The following is a 14,195-nucleotide window of genomic DNA, read 5'->3' as shown; positions in this document are numbered from 1 at the left end:
ATAGAATGTCCCCGATCATCAAATCCGGCAGCGCGAAATGGGAAGGCTCGCTTAAAGAGGGCAATGGCCATGTCTCGACCGAAAGCGGCGTGCTGTCCGACCAGCCCTATGGTTTCAACACCCGTTTCGAAGGCAAGCAAGGCACCAACCCCGAAGAGTTGATCGGTGCGGCCCATGCCTCCTGCTTTTCCATGGCCCTGTCGATGATCCTTGGTCAAAGCGACCTGACGCCCGACAGTATCGAGACCAAGGCAGAGGTCCATCTGGAAGAGAAAGACGGCGGCTTTCATGTGCCCAAGGTGCATCTGACGGTTGAGGCCAGCATCCCCGGCGCGAGCCAAGAGGACTTTGACAAGGCGGCCAAAACCGCCAAGGAGAACTGCCCGATCTCTAAGCTGCTGACGGCAGAGATCACGATGGACGCGAAACTCGTCTGATCGCAAAGAATACCACCGGGGCGCAGGCCATGGCCGCTTGCCCCCGGTCCCCCCGCTCCCCATATTGGGCGCATGATCCGCGTTATCCCCATCCTTCTCGCCATCCTCTATGCGCTGGCGATGTACCGTTTTTCGGCTTGGCGCACGGCGCGGGAGTTGGATGCGAAATCGACACCGCTGGTCGATCCGAAGTTGAATGAGATCAGCAACCGCATGGCCCGCGCGCTCGACCTGCCGCGCATAAAGGTGCATCTTTATGAGATCGAACCCGTCAACGGGCTGGCCGCCCCCGATGGGCGGATTTTCATCACCCGCGGCTTTTATAACAAGTTCCGCCAAGGTGCTGTAACGGCTGAGGAATTGGCAAGCGTTATCGCCCATGAGTTGGGCCATGTCGCCCTTGGCCATTCGCGCCGCCGGATGATTGATTTCTCGGGCCAGAACGCCCTGCGCACTGCCCTTGCGATGGTGCTGGGGCGGCTTATTCCCGGCATCGGCGTCTGGATCGCCAGCGGGCTGACCAGCCTGCTTGCCGCGCGGCTGTCGCGTAACGATGAATATGAGGCCGACGCCTATGCCGCCGCCCTGCTCACCAAGGCCGGGATCGGCATTGGCCCGCAAATCTCCCTGTTTGAAAAGCTCGACGCGCTGAGCCAATCCGGCGGCAACCGTCCGCCTGCGTGGTTGCTGAGCCATCCAAAGACGGAAGAGCGGATCGACAAGCTGCGCCAGATGCAGTTGCGGTGGGACGGCTGACCTAGCCCAGAGCCTTTGCCAGCCGGGGCAGCCGCGCCTTTTTCATCAGCGCCCGCATCTCCCACGGCTCCCCTGAAAGCCGCCGCGCCTCTTGCAGAACGGCTTCGGCCACGGGGGTGACCATCTCCGGCGTCGCCTGCCAGATGCCGTGCAGGTAGCTATCAGGATCGGCGCGGCTCAGCCCCTCTTCGGCGAGGATTTGGCGCGGAAAGTCCTTCGCGTTCAGCGTCAGGATCATATCGGCACTGCTGGCCACGGCGACGGCCAGCACATGGATGTCATTGGCATCCGGCAGCCACAGCCGGGCTTGCAATCCGGGGGAAGCCTCACGCTCGGCACCCGGCCATTTGCCGCGCAACAGCGCAATCTCGGCCCGTGCCTGCGCTTCGCCCGCGGGGCCAAGCTTGACCGCCGCGCGGGCCCATTCCTCCAAGATACGCGCCGACCAAATCGGCTCGAACGCGCCCCCTGCGGCCACGCCGAGCACCATTTCGCGCATCACCGTGGGGTACAGCACGCAAGCGTCGATCAGCACGCGGGGGCGCGTTTCCATCACAGGCGGAAGAACAGCGATTTGAGGTAGCCGCTTTCCGCAAGCTGCGGCAATTGCGGGTGGTCCGCCCCGGCGAAACCGGTGTGCAGCAGCATGGCGCGGCGTCCGGCCCGACCGATACCGCGGACGGAGGCGGTGCGGAATTGGTTCAGATCAGCGGCATGGGAGCAGGAGCAGAGCCCCAGAATGCCATTCTCTGCCACCAGCTGCGCCGAGAGCCGCGCAACGCGTTCATAGGCACGAAGCCCTGCGTCGACCGCTTGGCGCGAGGGGGCAAAGGCGGGCGGGTCGCAGATCACCACGTCGAAAGTCTCGCCCTCGTCCCGCAGGGCGGTGAGCACGTCGAAAGCATCGCCTTGGCGGGTGGCGAAACGGTCCTGCATGCCCATCGCCGTGGCCCCGGCCTCGGCCAGTTCCAGCGCGGGGGCGGAACCGTCCACCGCCAGCGCCGAGGATGCGCCGCCCGCAAGTGCTGCGAGGGAGAAGCCGCCGACATGAGAGAAGACATCAAGCACCCGCGCGCCATTCCGCGCGAGATTGGCGGCAAAGGCGTGGTTCGGGCGTTGGTCATAGAACAGGCCGGTTTTCTGCCCGCCGGTGAGGTCGGCCATATAGGTCGCGCCATTCATCGGCACCGGCAGCGGCCCTTCGGGCGCTTCGCCCGCCAGCGTGGCCGAGGCATCGTCGAGCCCTTCGAGCTTGCGGGTCCGGCCAGAAGCGTTTTTCAGCACATTGCGCACACCCGTCACCGATCGCAGCGCGGCGACGAGCGGTTCAATCAGAGCATCGGCCCAAGCAGCATTGGGTTGGATCACGCAGGTATCGCCGAAACGGTCGATGATGACACCCGGCAGGCCATCGGCCTCGGCATGGATCAGGCGGTAATAGGGTTGATCGTAAAGCTGGCTGCGCAGTTGAAGGGCGCGATTGAGGCGGGCTTCGAACCAGACCGGATCGATCTGCGCCTCGGCGTCTTGGTCGATCATCCGGGCGATGATCTTGGAATTCGGATTGACCGCGACCAGCCCCATGGGCTTGCGCTCGGCATCCTCCAACAGCGCCAGCGTGCCGGGGGCGAGCCCGCGCGTGCGGCGGTCGGTGACCAGTTCATTGGCATAGACCCAAGGAAAGCCGTGGCGGATGGCGCGGGCGTTGGCCTTGGGCAACAGGCGCACCACGGGACGTGTGGCAGGCTGCGAAGCGGAGGGGGTTTGGGGCGTTGTCATAGCGCCCCTCGTACTGCGTTCGCGCGGCTGGGGAAAGAGGTTTCGCAAGCGCCCATCGGCGGTCAGTTGCGCGCCCTGCCCCGCCAGCCGCCCCGGCGGCGCGGGGTGGTCAGCGTCGTTTGCCCCTCGCGCAGCACTTGGGTCATCGGGTGATCGGCGGCGGCGCGGTGCCGTTCCAGCAATCGGGTGATGGCGGCGGCGCTGTCCTGCCCTTCGGGCAAGCTCAAAGCCCAATCAAGGAAGATGCTGCGGCACTCGGCGGGGCCGATCCCCTCCATGCGGTAGGATTCGCGGATCAGGCCCTTGGGGTCATCGGGATCGCTCATGCGCCCTCCCGACCCGGCACTGGCAGCGCCGCGTTGATGATCTGCGCGGCGCTGTTGTAGTCGGTCTGCATTTTACTTTCCAAGGCAGAGAGGTCGTCACATTCCAGCACCCGGCAGAGGAAGCTCGCCCCCGCCTGCCCCATCGCCCCCACCTCAATCGGATTGGCCGAGAGCAGCCGCGCGGCGCAGTTCAGGGTCCAAGCATCGGTATAGGCGGCAGAGAGGGTCGCCTCCCCTTCGGTGTCGATCATCCCTTCGTCGCGCGCGGCGGCAAGGCCCGCGTCGATCTCACGCGCGCCAGTGCCGCCGATGAGCGCCCCCGCCTGCGCGAAGAGTTCGATATCCTGCAACCGGCCCGCACCGGTCTTGGCGTCGAGCGCGCCTGCGGGGCTGCGGGCGGCGGCGATGCGGCGGCGCATATCGGCCACCTCCCCCAGCACCTTGTCACGCGGGGCGGCACGGCTGAGGATGTCTTTGCACAGCGCGTCAACATCGCGGCCCAGATCCTCTGCCCCCGCGATCACCCGGGCACGGGTGAGGGCCAGATGCTCCCACACCCATGCTTGCTCTTTCTGATAGCTCTCGAAACTGGCAAGGCTGGTCGCCACCGGCCCCTGATTGCCCGAAGGGCGCAGGCGCATATCGATGTCGTAGAGCTTGCCTTGGGCCATCGGCGCGGTCATCGCGGTAATCATCGCTTGGGTCAGCCGCGCGTAATAGCTGCGCGTGGCGAGGGGTTTGGGGCCATCGGAACTCTCCACCCCATCGGCATCATAAATCACCAGCATATCGAGGTCCGAAGTCGGCGTCAGCCGCCCGGCCCCGAGCGAGCCCATGCCAAGGATCACCGCCCCGCGCCCCGGCGGCGGGCCATGGCGGGTGGCGAATTGATCGACGACCACGGGCCAGAGCGCCTGCAAGACGGCTTGGGCAAGCTCGGCATACTGCCGCCCGGCGGTGGCCGCGTCGATCAGCCCGCGCAGCAGATGCACGCCGATCCGAAAATGCCATTCGCGCGCCCAACGGCGGGTGCCGTCAAGGCGCAACTCATAGTCCGCCTCCCCCGCCAGATGCTGCGCCAGCATCTCGGTCAGTTTGGTCTGGCCCGGCCAGTCCGAGAAGAAATCCCCGCCGATCACCGCGTCGAAAACGCCGGAGTTGCGCGACAGATGCGTGGCAAGCGCGGGCGATGTGGCGACGATATCCACCAAGAGATCGCCCAGTTGCGGATTGGCCCGCAAAAGCGAGAATAGCTGCACCCCGGCAGGCAACCCCGCGAGAAAACCGTCAAAAGCCAAGAGCCCCTCATCCGGCTTGGCCGATTGCGCCAGACGGTCGAGCAGCAGTGGCTTCAACCGCCCGAAAATATCCGCCCCTCGTTCCGAGCGCAGCGCGGGATAGCTGGGCCAGCGGTCCAGCACCGACGTGTCGAATTGATGCGCCGGGCGGGCGGCTTCGGGCTCTTCCCTCGTGGCGGCGAAAAAGCTCTCGATCAGGTCGTGTACGGCTTGCAGACGCTCATGAAGATCGGCCTGTAAGTCTTTGACATCCATATCCATCATGGCGGCCAGCCGGTCAAAATCGGCGTCGTTTCGGGGCAGCGTGTGGGTCTGGGCGTCTTGCACCATCTGCAACCGGTGTTCGACCGTGCGATGCGCGCGGTAGTGGTTGCCAAGCGTCTCGGCCACCTCCTCGGGCACCCAACCTTTGTCGACCAGCACCTGCAACCCTGCAAGCGTCCCGCGGGGCCGCAGGTCCGCATCGCGGCCTCCGGCGATGAGCTGCCGGGTCTGGGTGAAAAACTCGATCTCGCGGATGCCGCCCCGGCCCAGTTTCATGTCATGCCCCGGCAGGGTGATCGGGCCGCCCAAGCCCTTATGCTCACGGATCGCTAGCCGCATGTCATGGGCGTCTTGGATCGCGGCGAAATCCAAGTGGCGGCGCCAGACGAAAGGGCGCAGGGATTGCAAAAACGCCTCGCCTGCCGCGATGTCGCCCACTGCCGGACGGGCCTTGATATAGGCCGCGCGCTCCCATGTGCGGCCAAGGCTTTCGTAGTAGCGTTCCGCCGCCTCCATCGCGATGCAGACGGGGGTGACCGCCGGGTCGGGGCGCAGGCGCAGATCCGTGCGGAAGACATAGCCTTGGGCCGTATTCTCGCTCAGCGTGGCAGACATGGCGCGCGTGGCTTTGACGAAGGAGCTGCGGGCGGCGTGGAAATCATCGGGCGCGAAACGGCTTTCGTCGAAAAGGCAGATCAGGTCGATGTCGGAGGAATAGTTCAGCTCCCCCGCGCCCATCTTGCCCATGGCAAAGACGACCATGCCGGCGCAATCGGAAAGATCGTCCATCGTCATGCCCGGCAGCTTGCCGCGTTTGATCTGTGCCGCCAGCCCCGCCCGCAGGGCCGCGCCGCAGGCGGCATCGGCGTATTCGGTCAGCGCCCCGGTCACCTCTTCCAGCGACCATGCCCCGCCCAGATCGGCCAGCGCGGTCAGCAGCGCCATACGCCGTTTGCCCTGCCGCAGCCCATCGGCAAGCCGGTCGGGGGCCAGTTCCGCCGCTGCCGCGCAATTCTCGGCCAGAGCGCCTTCGGGGTTTGCCACCGCCGCGCTCAGCCAGCCCGCCTCTTTCTCCAAAAGCGCCATCAGATAGGGCGCGGTCGAGGCCGCAGCCGAGATCATTTCGCGCAACTCCGGCGCGAGATCGGGCAGCAGGGCCGCCGCATCCTGCGCGCGTTCGCGGTGATAGACACGGGGGGAGCGGGTGATCCGGGCGGCGAGAGATGGGTCTGTCATGGGGCCAGCTTTGCGGGCTGATCCAAGCGGCGTCAATGGGGGTTGCGGCAGGGCACGGGCTTGCTACGACTTTGGCGCGCGCCCCGAGGGGGCGCGACGCGACAAGGGGCAGAGAATGAGCAAGAGTTTGAAACGGGTCCGCGCCACGCTGGAGGCCGCAGGGGTGACGCCGGAAATCCGCGAGACGGCTTTGGCGCGGACGGCGGTGGATGCGGCCACGGCGCTTGATTGCGCGGTCGACCAGATCGCGAAATCGATCGTTCTGCGCGGCGAAGACAGCGGGGCGGCGCTGCTCTTCATCACCGCGGGCGCGCAGCAGGTCGATCTGGAACAGGCCGCGGCGCTTGCCGGGGAGCCTTTGGGCAAGGCCGATGCCGCGCTGATCCGGGCGCAGACCGGCTTTGCCATCGGCGGTGTCGCGCCTTTGGGGCATATCACACCGCCGCGCGCTTGGTTTGACCGCAAGCTGCTGCAATTCCCGCTGGTCTGGGCCGCTGCGGGCACGCCGCATCACGTTTTCTGTCTTGAACCCCAGAAGATGGCGCAGCTTTCCGGTGCGCAAGTCGCTGATTTCACTGTCAATTTCCAAATAATGTAAAAAACATTCACATAACCCCTTGCGAAACGGGTTCGGCGTTCCGATCTATTCAATGTGAAAGACATTCACATTATCCGAAACGCCCGGGCCGGCGACAGGCCCGTCACGACCGAAAGGCTCAACAATGACGACAGTGACCACCGACCCGACCTACTCCCCCCGCCCCAGCTGGCTGGCCCGGACAGAAGCCTGGATGGACGCACGCGGCAAAGGCGCATGGATCGCCGCCATGGTGCTCGGCTTCATCTTCTTCTGGCCCCTCGGCCTCGCCCTTCTTGCCTATATGACTTGGAGCAAACGCATGTTCTCTTCGAAATCCTGCAGTCGCAAATCCAGCCGCGCGATGATGTCGCGCAGCACCGGCAACCGCGCCTTTGACGCCTATAAGGCCGACACGCTGCGCCGTTTGGAGGAAGAGCAGCACAACTTCGAAGCCTTCCTTGAGCGTCTGCGCGAGGCCAAGGACAAGGCCGAGTTCGACCAATTCATGGACGAGCGTGCCAAGCGGGACGAGACGGCCACAAACGCCTAATCGCACCCTGACCCCCGCCTCCCGGCCCGCGCGCCGGGGGGCCTTTCGCAGGATAAGACATGACCCAGACCCCAGATCCCGATCTACACCCGCAATTCTATGACGGCATCGCTGGCAAACGGCTGCTGGCTTGGGTCATCGATGTGACCCTTGTCTTGCTCTTTTGCGTGCTGATCCTGCCGTTCACGGCCTTTACGGGGCTGTTCTTTTTCCCCTTCCTGACGCTGGTGGTGGGCTTTGCCTACCGGGTGGCCACGCTGACCGGCGGCTCGGCCACATGGGGGATGCGCCTGATGGCGATGGAGCTGCGCGACCACCGCGACCGGCCCTTTGATTTCATGACCGCGCTTTTGCATACCATCGGCTATTCGCTGTCGATGACGGTCACCATCATTCAGGTCGTCTCGGCCGTTCTCATCTGCACCACGGCCCGCCGTCAAAGCCTTACGGACATGGCGCTTGGCACCGTGCCGGTGAACCGGCGGCTCAGCCGCTAGGGCATCACGCAAATTTGCCCTTGGCGGAGCGGGGGGTGGTTGATAGCATCCCCCGATAAATGCTGGAAGCCCATGCGACATACACTGCCTTTGACACCACAATTCTATGTCACAGCGCCGCAACCCTGCCCCTATCTGGAGGGCCGGATGGAGCGCAAGCTGTTCACCGCCCTTCAGGGCGATAATGCCGCTCGCCTGAATGACAGCCTGTCGAGCCAAGGTTTCCGCCGCTCGCAAAATGTTCTGTACCGCCCCTCCTGCGCCGATTGCGCCGCTTGTCTTTCCGCGCGGATCGACGTGGCCGCGTTTCGCCCCAGCAAAAGCCAGCGCCGCATCCTGAAGCGCAACGCGAGGCTGGAGCGCCGCGCGACATCGCCTTGGGCCACCGAAGAGCAATATGACCTTTTCCGCAGCTACCTTGATAGCCGCCATGCGGATGGGGGCATGGCGGATATGGATGTGTTCGAATTCGCTGCCATGATCGAGGAAACGCCGATCCGCAGCCGGGTGATCGAATATACCGACCCCGAGGCCGACAATGCCCTCGTCGGTGTCTGCCTGACCGATGTGCTGAGCGACGGGGTGAGCATGGTCTATTCCTTCTACACTCCCGACCGGCCCCGCAACGGGCTGGGCAATTACATTATCCTCGACCATATCGAAATCGCCCGCGCGGCGGGGCTGCCTTATGTCTATCTGGGCTATTGGGTGCCCGGCAGCCAGAAGATGGGATATAAGGCCAAATTCTCAGGGCTTGAGGTCTATATGGGCGGGCAGTGGCAAAAGATGCGCGATCCTGAGGATTTCGTGCCCGACCAGCATCCGCTCAGCAACGATCCCATCGCCGAACAGGTGGCCAATATCACCCTGCCGGATGTCAGCCCGCGCTGAGGAAACCTATTGATTTTGGCACCATTACCGGGCGGCCCCTTGGGCTGCCCGTTTTGTTTTGTGTGATATCGCACCGGAAATGCAGGAAAGTACGCCGCGCCGATCAAATCTTTCCGAAAATAACGCATTTGAGGAGCAATGCGAAATAAACCTACAAATAATCCCGCCCGGCGCACAAGATTTTCGCCATTTCGCTGTTGACGCCCCTCTTCCCCCCTCCTAATCTCACGCCACGCTTAGAGGACCCTTAAGATGACCGACCTAGTCATTATTGTAAGACACACGCGCATGGGCCGGTAACGGTAGACCATAATCCTTCCCATGCGCCCCCGTCAGACCGGGGGTTTTTTTATGCCAATCGCAATAACCTGCCTTACGGAGCACCCAAGATGAAACGCCAGATGACCGGAGCGAAAATGATCGTCCAAGCCCTGATTGACCAGGGTGTGGACACCGTCTTTGGATATCCCGGTGGCGCGGTGCTACCGATCTATGACGAGGTCTTTCAGCAGAATTCGATCAAACACGTTCTGGTGCGCCATGAGCAAGGGGCGGTGCACGCCGCCGAAGGCTATGCCCGTTCCACTGGCAAACCGGGCGTTGTGCTGGTGACCTCCGGCCCCGGTGCCACGAATGCGGTCACGGGCCTTACGGATGCGCTGCTCGACTCCATTCCGCTGGTGGTGCTGACCGGTCAGGTGCCGACCTTCATGATCGGCTCCGACGCCTTTCAAGAGGCCGATACCGTGGGCATCACCCGTCCCTGCACCAAGCACAACTGGCTGGTGAAAGAGACCGACACCCTTGGCGCCACCCTGCACGAGGCCTTCCATGTCGCCACCCATGGCCGCCCCGGCCCGGTGCTGATCGACATCCCCAAGGACGTGCAATTCGCCACCGGCCACTACGAGTCCCCCAAACCCTCGACCTCGCGCTATCAGCCGCAGGTTAAGGGCGACATGGCCGAGATCACCGAACTGGTCGCAGCGATGGAGACGGCGAAGCGTCCGATTTTCTACACCGGCGGCGGGGTCATCAACTCCGGCCCGGCGGCGAGCCAGTTGCTGCGCGAATTGGTCGATGCCACCGGCTTTCCCATCACCTCCACCCTGATGGGCCTCGGCGCCTACCCGGCGTCGGGTGAGAAATGGCTTGGGATGCTCGGGATGCACGGGCTTTATGAGGCCAATATGGCGATGCATGATTGTGATCTGATGATCAACATCGGCGCGCGGTTCGACGACCGGATCACCGGTGTCATCGACAGTTTCAGCCCAAAATCCACCAAGGCCCATATCGACATCGACCCATCGTCGATCAACAAAGTGATCCGCATCGACATTCCCATCGTCGGCGACGTGGCCCATGTGCTCGAAGATCTGCTGAAGGTCTGGAAATCGCGCGGTCGCAAGACCAATAGCGAGGCGGTGGCGAAATGGTGGCAGCAGATCGAAGAATGGCGCAGCATCGACTGCCTTAAGTTCAACCAATCCGGCAAAGTGATCAAACCCCAGCACGCGCTGGCACGGCTTGAAGCGCTGACCAAAGATCACGACCGCTATATCACCACCGAAGTGGGCCAACACCAGATGTGGGCCGCGCAATACCTCGGCTTTGAGGAGCCGAACCGCTGGATGACCTCGGGCGGCCTTGGCACCATGGGCTACGGTTTCCCCGCCTCCATCGGCGTGCAGATGGCCCACCCCGAGGCGCTGGTGATCAATGTGGCAGGTGAAGCATCGTGGCTGATGAACATGCAAGAGATGGGCACGGCGATGCAATTCGGCCTGCCGGTAAAACAGTTCATCCTCAACAACGAGCGTCTTGGCATGGTGCGCCAGTGGCAGGAACTGCTGCATGGTGAGCGCTATTCGCAAAGCTGGTCCGAAGCCCTGCCCGATTTCGTCAAACTGGCCGAAGCCTTTGGCGCCAAGGGGATTATCTGCTCGGACCCCGATGACCTTGATGACGCGATCATGGAGATGATCAACCACGACGGGCCGGTGATCTTTGACTGTCTGGTCGAGAAGCATGAGAACTGCTTCCCGATGATCCCAAGCGGCAAGGCGCATAACGAAATGCTGTTGCCCGGCGATCATGAGACCCAAGGTGTGATCGACGCAAAAGGCTCGGTGTTGGTGTAACCCGTTTTCTTTAAAAGAAAACGTCCCGGAAATTTGAGAGATTTCCGGCGAAGATGAAGAAGGACGAAGACATGGCTGCCCTAAAAATCAAAAAAGGTGCGACCTCGCATTCCGCCTACAACCTACGGCCCAACTTCTCGGATGTGGTTGAAAAACACACGCTGGCCGTGCTGGTCGAGAACGAGCCCGGCGCGCTGGCGCGGGTGATTGGCCTGTTCTCGGGCCGGGGGTACAACATTGACAGTCTGACCGTAGCCGAGGTGGACCACACCGGGCATCTGTCGCGCATCACTATCGTCACCAGCGGCACGCCGCAGGTGATCGAGCAGATCAAGGCGCAGGTCGGTCGCATCGTGCCGGTGCATGAGGTGCATGACCTCACCGTCGAAGGGCCGAGCGTGGAACGGGAACTGGCGATTTTCAAAGTCGTCGGCAAGGGCGAACATCGGGTCGAAGCGTTGCGGCTGGCGGATATCTTCCGCGCCAATGTGGTCGACAGCACGCTCGAAAGCTTTGTCTTCGAGATCACCGGCGCGCCGGACAAAATTGACGCTTTCGCCGAGTTGATGCGCCCGCTGGGGCTGGCCGATGTCGCCCGCACCGGCGTGGCCGCCCTCGCCCGTGGTGTCTGACACGCGGGGCGTTTAGGCTTTCAGCTGGGCCGCGCGGAATTGGCGCGGTCCGGGCTTGGCGGTAAAGGGTATGATCTGAGCGCCTTGCTGCCGCTTTCCCTCTGCCTCCGGCTCTGCCGCTAAGGGGCTATCGTGACGCAGCGCCTCGGGCAGATGCGAAGCCGCTTTCTCCTGCACCAGCCGGGGGTTGCCCGCGATACGCAGCTTGCGATGTACTGAGACGTCGAACTGCACCATATCGCCCGTGTCAAACCCCGCCCCCTGCCCGACACGGATCGCCGGCTCTTCGTAATAGGCAAGATCGCCTTGATCTTCGCACCAGAAAACCGCTTTTCCGGCGCTATTATCGCTCCACAGAACTACACCAATCATAGTTAACCCCGCTTTCGATGAATGGCCTCTATACTGCGACAATCTGAGGGCGTTAAACATAGGTTAAAATGCAACGCCCGCTTGCATTTTGTGTCGGTTCCAGTAGGGTCAGCTACAAATCAGCGTCAGCTTTGACGCGCCTTCGCGTCAGTCTGTTAACCATCTGGCCAAAACGGCTTTTATTCTAAGGCCGCGACGCAAATCAGAACGAGGCTGCATGTCCGCTCCCAACCGCTCCCCCTCTGAACTTCGTAGCATGTTCGGCGCCAATCTGCGCCAGTTGGCAGCGGATTACCCCTCGATCTCTGACCTTGCCCGGCAGCTTGGCATCAATCGCACGCAATTCAACCGCTACCTCTCGGGCGAAAGCTTCCCCCGGCCCGATGTACTGGCCCGGATCTGCCGCTTTTTCGAGATCGACGCGCGGGTACTGCTGGAGCCGGTGACCGAGATTTCCCTGAACCAAGATCCGATCAACAACAGCTTCTTGCGCGACTTTCTGGGCACCGGGGTTCAAAATGTGCCCGAGGCGGATTTCCCAAGCGGTTTTTACCGTTTCGCGCGACGGTCTTTCCTGGATCAGGACAGGTTCGTGACCGGCGTGGTTTTTATCACGCGCCATGGCAGCAGCACCTTCCTGCGCGGCTATGAGAGCGCGCCTTCGCTGCGTGCACAAGAGCTGCCCACCAACCCGATGGCGCGGGAATATCGCGGCATCGTCTCACGGCAGGAGAATGGGGTCTCCATTGTCGTTTCGCGGCGTCGCACGCTGACCGGGTCGTTCAACTACCTTAACCGCGTCGCCTCTTTCGAGAATAACTTTTGGGTTGGCTACGTCACCCGCACCGCCCCCGAAAGCGCCGCGGGCACGCGGGTGACCCGGCTGACCTATGAGTATATCGGCAGAGACCCCAAAACCGTGCTGCCCGCCGCACGGCAGGCGGGGTTCACCGACATCGACGCGCTGATGCCCTACCACCGCCGCCTGCTTCAGCCCGACGCGCCCTTTAACTGAACCTCGCTAGAGCTGGGGCGGCTGCGCCTGCGGATAGCCCGTCGCCTCATGCCAACCTTGGGCCAATTGGAGCAGACGCGCGTCACTGCCGCGCCTGCCGATCAGTTGCAGCCCCAAGGGCAGACCGCGCGCATCAAAACCCGCGGGGATGTTGACCACCGGCAGGCCAATCAGGCTGGCCGGGACCACCACCTGCATCCAACGGTGATAGGTATCCAACGGCTGGCCGCCGATCTCAGTCGGGTGCACCTGTTCGACAGCAAAGGGCCAGACCTGCGCCGAGGGCAGCACCAACACATCGACTTCCTCAAAGAGAGCATCCGCCGCGCGGAACCAATCAGATCGGATGCTACTGGCACGCTGGATGTCAGAGGCCGAGAACCCCTGCCCCCGTGCGACCTCCCATTGCGCGGCGGGTTTCAGCCCCTCGCGCCGAGCGGGGTCGTCATAGATCGCCCCGAGAGAAGCCGCCACGGCAAAGGACCGCAGGGTGATCCAACTTTCCCACATGGCCTCCGCATCAAAGGGTGCCGCCAAGGGCGTGACCGTATGGCCAAGGTCGGCCAAGCGCTTCAGCGCCGCCTCGCTATGGTCGATGATCCCCGGCGCACAGGGGAAGGCACCGCCCCAGTCGCCCAGCCAGCCGATCCGCTGAGGGGACAGTGCCGCGTCGATCAGCGGTGTTGCATCGGGGGTGGTGCGGGTCAGCGGTTCGCGCGGGTCGTGGCCTGTCATCACATCCAGCAGGGCGGCAAGGTCGCGTGGGCTGCGCGCCATCGGGCCCAAGGTCGAAAGCTGGTGCAGAAACAGATCGCCGTCATTGCCCGAAGGCACCGTGCCCCAGCTGGGCCGCATGCCGTAGACGTTGTTCCACCCCGCCGGATTGCGCAGAGAGCCCATCATGTCGGACCCGTCGGCCACGGCCACCATCCGCGCCGCCAGCGCCGCCGCCGCCCCGCCCGAGGAGCCGCCAGCCGAGCGACCGAGGTCATAGGGGTTGCAGGTCGCCCCATGCACCGGGTTGAAGGTATGGCTGCCAAGGCCGAATTCCGGGGTGTTGGTCTTGCCGATCACGATGGCGCCCGCGGCACGAAGCCGTGCCACCGCCGGGTGATCCCGGGTGGCCGGCCCCGCCCCAAACAGCGGCGAGCCCTGCGAGGTGGGCAGTCCTTCCGCATCCGCCAAATCCTTGATCGCCATGGGAATGCCGTGCAGCCAGCCCTTGCGCGGGGCCGCGTCGGCGGCCTCAGCCTCGGCCAGCAAAGCGTCGCGGTCGCGGAGGGAGACGACGGCATTCACCTTGCCGTTCACCGCCTCGATCCGGTCCAAGGTCGCCTGCATCAACTCGACCGCGGAGATCTTTCGCGCGGCCAGCGCCTCGGAAAGCTCTGAGGCGTCCCAATTTAGCAATTCCATCA

15 protein-coding genes are annotated in these 14,195 nt (G+C 63.4%); 9 read left to right on the top strand and 6 right to left on the bottom strand.

Annotation, left to right across the window (positions count from 1 at the left end):
• Window positions 1-5 precede the first annotated feature (5 nt).
• Window positions 6-437, top strand: coding sequence for an OsmC family protein (locus tag ACGYLQ_RS05280; protein WP_394407430.1), 432 nt, complete (start codon window positions 6-8; stop codon window positions 435-437).
• A 72-nt stretch (window positions 438-509) separates the two neighbouring features.
• Entirely contained in the window at window positions 510-1,193 is a 684-nt protein-coding gene (locus ACGYLQ_RS05275) for a M48 family metalloprotease (protein WP_271693509.1), read from the top strand.
• Between the two features lies 1 nt (window position 1,194).
• Here the strand turns inward: ACGYLQ_RS05275 and ACGYLQ_RS05270 are convergent, their stop codons facing one another.
• The 4 genes from ACGYLQ_RS05270 to ACGYLQ_RS05255 all read right to left on the bottom strand — a co-directional run bounded on the left by ACGYLQ_RS05270 (window position 1,195) and on the right by ACGYLQ_RS05255 (window position 6,096).
• Window positions 1,195-1,746, bottom strand: a complete 552-nt coding sequence (locus tag ACGYLQ_RS05270; protein WP_394440923.1) for an RSP_2648 family PIN domain-containing protein — start codon at window positions 1,744-1,746, stop codon at window positions 1,195-1,197.
• Window positions 1,746-2,972: an RSP_2647 family RNA methyltransferase gene (locus ACGYLQ_RS05265; RefSeq protein WP_394440921.1), complete on the bottom strand. Its 1,227-nt coding sequence runs from the start codon at window positions 2,970-2,972 to the stop codon at window positions 1,746-1,748. The genes ACGYLQ_RS05270 and ACGYLQ_RS05265 overlap by 1 nt, the downstream gene beginning before the upstream one ends.
• A 62-nt stretch (window positions 2,973-3,034) precedes the next feature.
• Window positions 3,035-3,298, bottom strand: a complete 264-nt coding sequence (locus ACGYLQ_RS05260; protein ID WP_067268671.1) for a hypothetical protein — start codon at window positions 3,296-3,298, stop codon at window positions 3,035-3,037.
• A complete protein-coding gene (locus ACGYLQ_RS05255; protein ID WP_394440919.1) occupies window positions 3,295-6,096 on the bottom strand; it encodes a glutamine-synthetase adenylyltransferase in 2,802 nt (933 codons plus the stop codon). The genes ACGYLQ_RS05260 and ACGYLQ_RS05255 overlap by 4 nt, the downstream gene beginning before the upstream one ends.
• 115 nt (window positions 6,097-6,211) lie before the next feature.
• Between ACGYLQ_RS05255 and ACGYLQ_RS05250 the strand changes: the two genes are divergently transcribed.
• The 6 genes from ACGYLQ_RS05250 to ilvN all read left to right on the top strand — a co-directional run bounded on the left by ACGYLQ_RS05250 (window position 6,212) and on the right by ilvN (window position 11,390).
• The gene (locus ACGYLQ_RS05250) at window positions 6,212-6,694 is read left to right on the top strand and encodes a YbaK/EbsC family protein (RefSeq protein ID WP_394440917.1); all 483 of its coding nucleotides are present in this window, start codon (window positions 6,212-6,214) and stop codon (window positions 6,692-6,694) included.
• 124 nt (window positions 6,695-6,818) lie between these two features.
• The gene (locus ACGYLQ_RS05245; protein WP_209218085.1) at window positions 6,819-7,226 is read left to right on the top strand and encodes a DUF2852 domain-containing protein; all 408 of its coding nucleotides are present in this window, start codon (window positions 6,819-6,821) and stop codon (window positions 7,224-7,226) included.
• Between the two features lie 59 nt (window positions 7,227-7,285).
• Entirely contained in the window at window positions 7,286-7,723 is a 438-nt protein-coding gene (locus tag ACGYLQ_RS05240; RefSeq protein WP_322327896.1) for an RDD family protein, read from the top strand.
• Between the two features lie 72 nt (window positions 7,724-7,795).
• Window positions 7,796-8,614 (top strand): arginyltransferase, encoded by an 819-nt coding sequence (locus tag ACGYLQ_RS05235; RefSeq protein ID WP_394440915.1) that lies wholly within the window; start codon window positions 7,796-7,798, stop codon window positions 8,612-8,614.
• A 389-nt stretch (window positions 8,615-9,003) separates the two neighbouring features.
• Complete coding sequence (locus tag ACGYLQ_RS05230; protein WP_394408839.1) at window positions 9,004-10,758, top strand: acetolactate synthase 3 large subunit; 1,755 nt, start codon at window positions 9,004-9,006, stop codon at window positions 10,756-10,758.
• Window positions 10,759-10,829: 71 nt separating this feature from the next.
• Entirely contained in the window at window positions 10,830-11,390 is a 561-nt protein-coding gene (gene ilvN, locus ACGYLQ_RS05225; protein WP_067268661.1) for an acetolactate synthase small subunit, read from the top strand.
• A gap of 12 nt (window positions 11,391-11,402) precedes the next feature.
• Here ilvN and ACGYLQ_RS05220 read toward each other — a convergent pair whose 3' ends face one another.
• Window positions 11,403-11,762 (bottom strand): hypothetical protein, encoded by a 360-nt coding sequence (locus tag ACGYLQ_RS05220; protein WP_394440913.1) that lies wholly within the window; start codon window positions 11,760-11,762, stop codon window positions 11,403-11,405.
• Between the two features lie 217 nt (window positions 11,763-11,979).
• Between ACGYLQ_RS05220 and ACGYLQ_RS05215 the strand changes: the two genes are divergently transcribed.
• Window positions 11,980-12,777: a helix-turn-helix domain-containing protein gene (locus ACGYLQ_RS05215; protein WP_271693498.1), complete on the top strand. Its 798-nt coding sequence runs from the start codon at window positions 11,980-11,982 to the stop codon at window positions 12,775-12,777.
• A 6-nt stretch (window positions 12,778-12,783) separates the two neighbouring features.
• Here ACGYLQ_RS05215 and ACGYLQ_RS05210 read toward each other — a convergent pair whose 3' ends face one another.
• Window positions 12,784-14,193, bottom strand: coding sequence for an amidase (locus tag ACGYLQ_RS05210; RefSeq protein WP_394440911.1), 1,410 nt, complete (start codon window positions 14,191-14,193; stop codon window positions 12,784-12,786).
• Between the last annotated feature and the right edge of the window lie 2 nt (window positions 14,194-14,195).

This window comes from Sulfitobacter sp. 1A12779, assembly GCF_043557315.1.
GTDB classification, from domain to species: Bacteria; Pseudomonadota; Alphaproteobacteria; order Rhodobacterales; family Rhodobacteraceae; genus Sulfitobacter; species Sulfitobacter faviae.
This window is presented reverse-complemented; position numbering and strand designations above follow the sequence as displayed.

Coding starts and splice junctions, on each gene's coding strand:
- ACGYLQ_RS05220 (WP_394440913.1), bottom strand. CDS start 11,762: ATGATTGGTGTAGTTCTGTGGAGCGATAATAGCGCCGGAAAAGCGGTT.
- ACGYLQ_RS05275 (WP_271693509.1), top strand. CDS start 510: ATGATCCGCGTTATCCCCATCCTTCTCGCCATCCTCTATGCGCTGGCG.
- ACGYLQ_RS05250 (WP_394440917.1), top strand. CDS start 6,212: ATGAGCAAGAGTTTGAAACGGGTCCGCGCCACGCTGGAGGCCGCAGGG.
- ACGYLQ_RS05240 (WP_322327896.1), top strand. CDS start 7,286: ATGACCCAGACCCCAGATCCCGATCTACACCCGCAATTCTATGACGGC.
- ACGYLQ_RS05235 (WP_394440915.1), top strand. CDS start 7,796: ATGCGACATACACTGCCTTTGACACCACAATTCTATGTCACAGCGCCG.
- ACGYLQ_RS05210 (WP_394440911.1), bottom strand. CDS start 14,193: ATGGAATTGCTAAATTGGGACGCCTCAGAGCTTTCCGAGGCGCTGGCC.
- ACGYLQ_RS05230 (WP_394408839.1), top strand. CDS start 9,004: ATGAAACGCCAGATGACCGGAGCGAAAATGATCGTCCAAGCCCTGATT.
- ACGYLQ_RS05265 (WP_394440921.1), bottom strand. CDS start 2,972: ATGACAACGCCCCAAACCCCCTCCGCTTCGCAGCCTGCCACACGTCCC.
- ilvN (WP_067268661.1), top strand. CDS start 10,830: ATGGCTGCCCTAAAAATCAAAAAAGGTGCGACCTCGCATTCCGCCTAC.
- ACGYLQ_RS05245 (WP_209218085.1), top strand. CDS start 6,819: ATGACGACAGTGACCACCGACCCGACCTACTCCCCCCGCCCCAGCTGG.
- ACGYLQ_RS05260 (WP_067268671.1), bottom strand. CDS start 3,298: ATGAGCGATCCCGATGACCCCAAGGGCCTGATCCGCGAATCCTACCGC.
- ACGYLQ_RS05280 (WP_394407430.1), top strand. CDS start 6: ATGTCCCCGATCATCAAATCCGGCAGCGCGAAATGGGAAGGCTCGCTT.
- ACGYLQ_RS05270 (WP_394440923.1), bottom strand. CDS start 1,746: ATGGAAACGCGCCCCCGCGTGCTGATCGACGCTTGCGTGCTGTACCCC.
- ACGYLQ_RS05215 (WP_271693498.1), top strand. CDS start 11,980: ATGTCCGCTCCCAACCGCTCCCCCTCTGAACTTCGTAGCATGTTCGGC.
- ACGYLQ_RS05255 (WP_394440919.1), bottom strand. CDS start 6,096: ATGACAGACCCATCTCTCGCCGCCCGGATCACCCGCTCCCCCCGTGTC.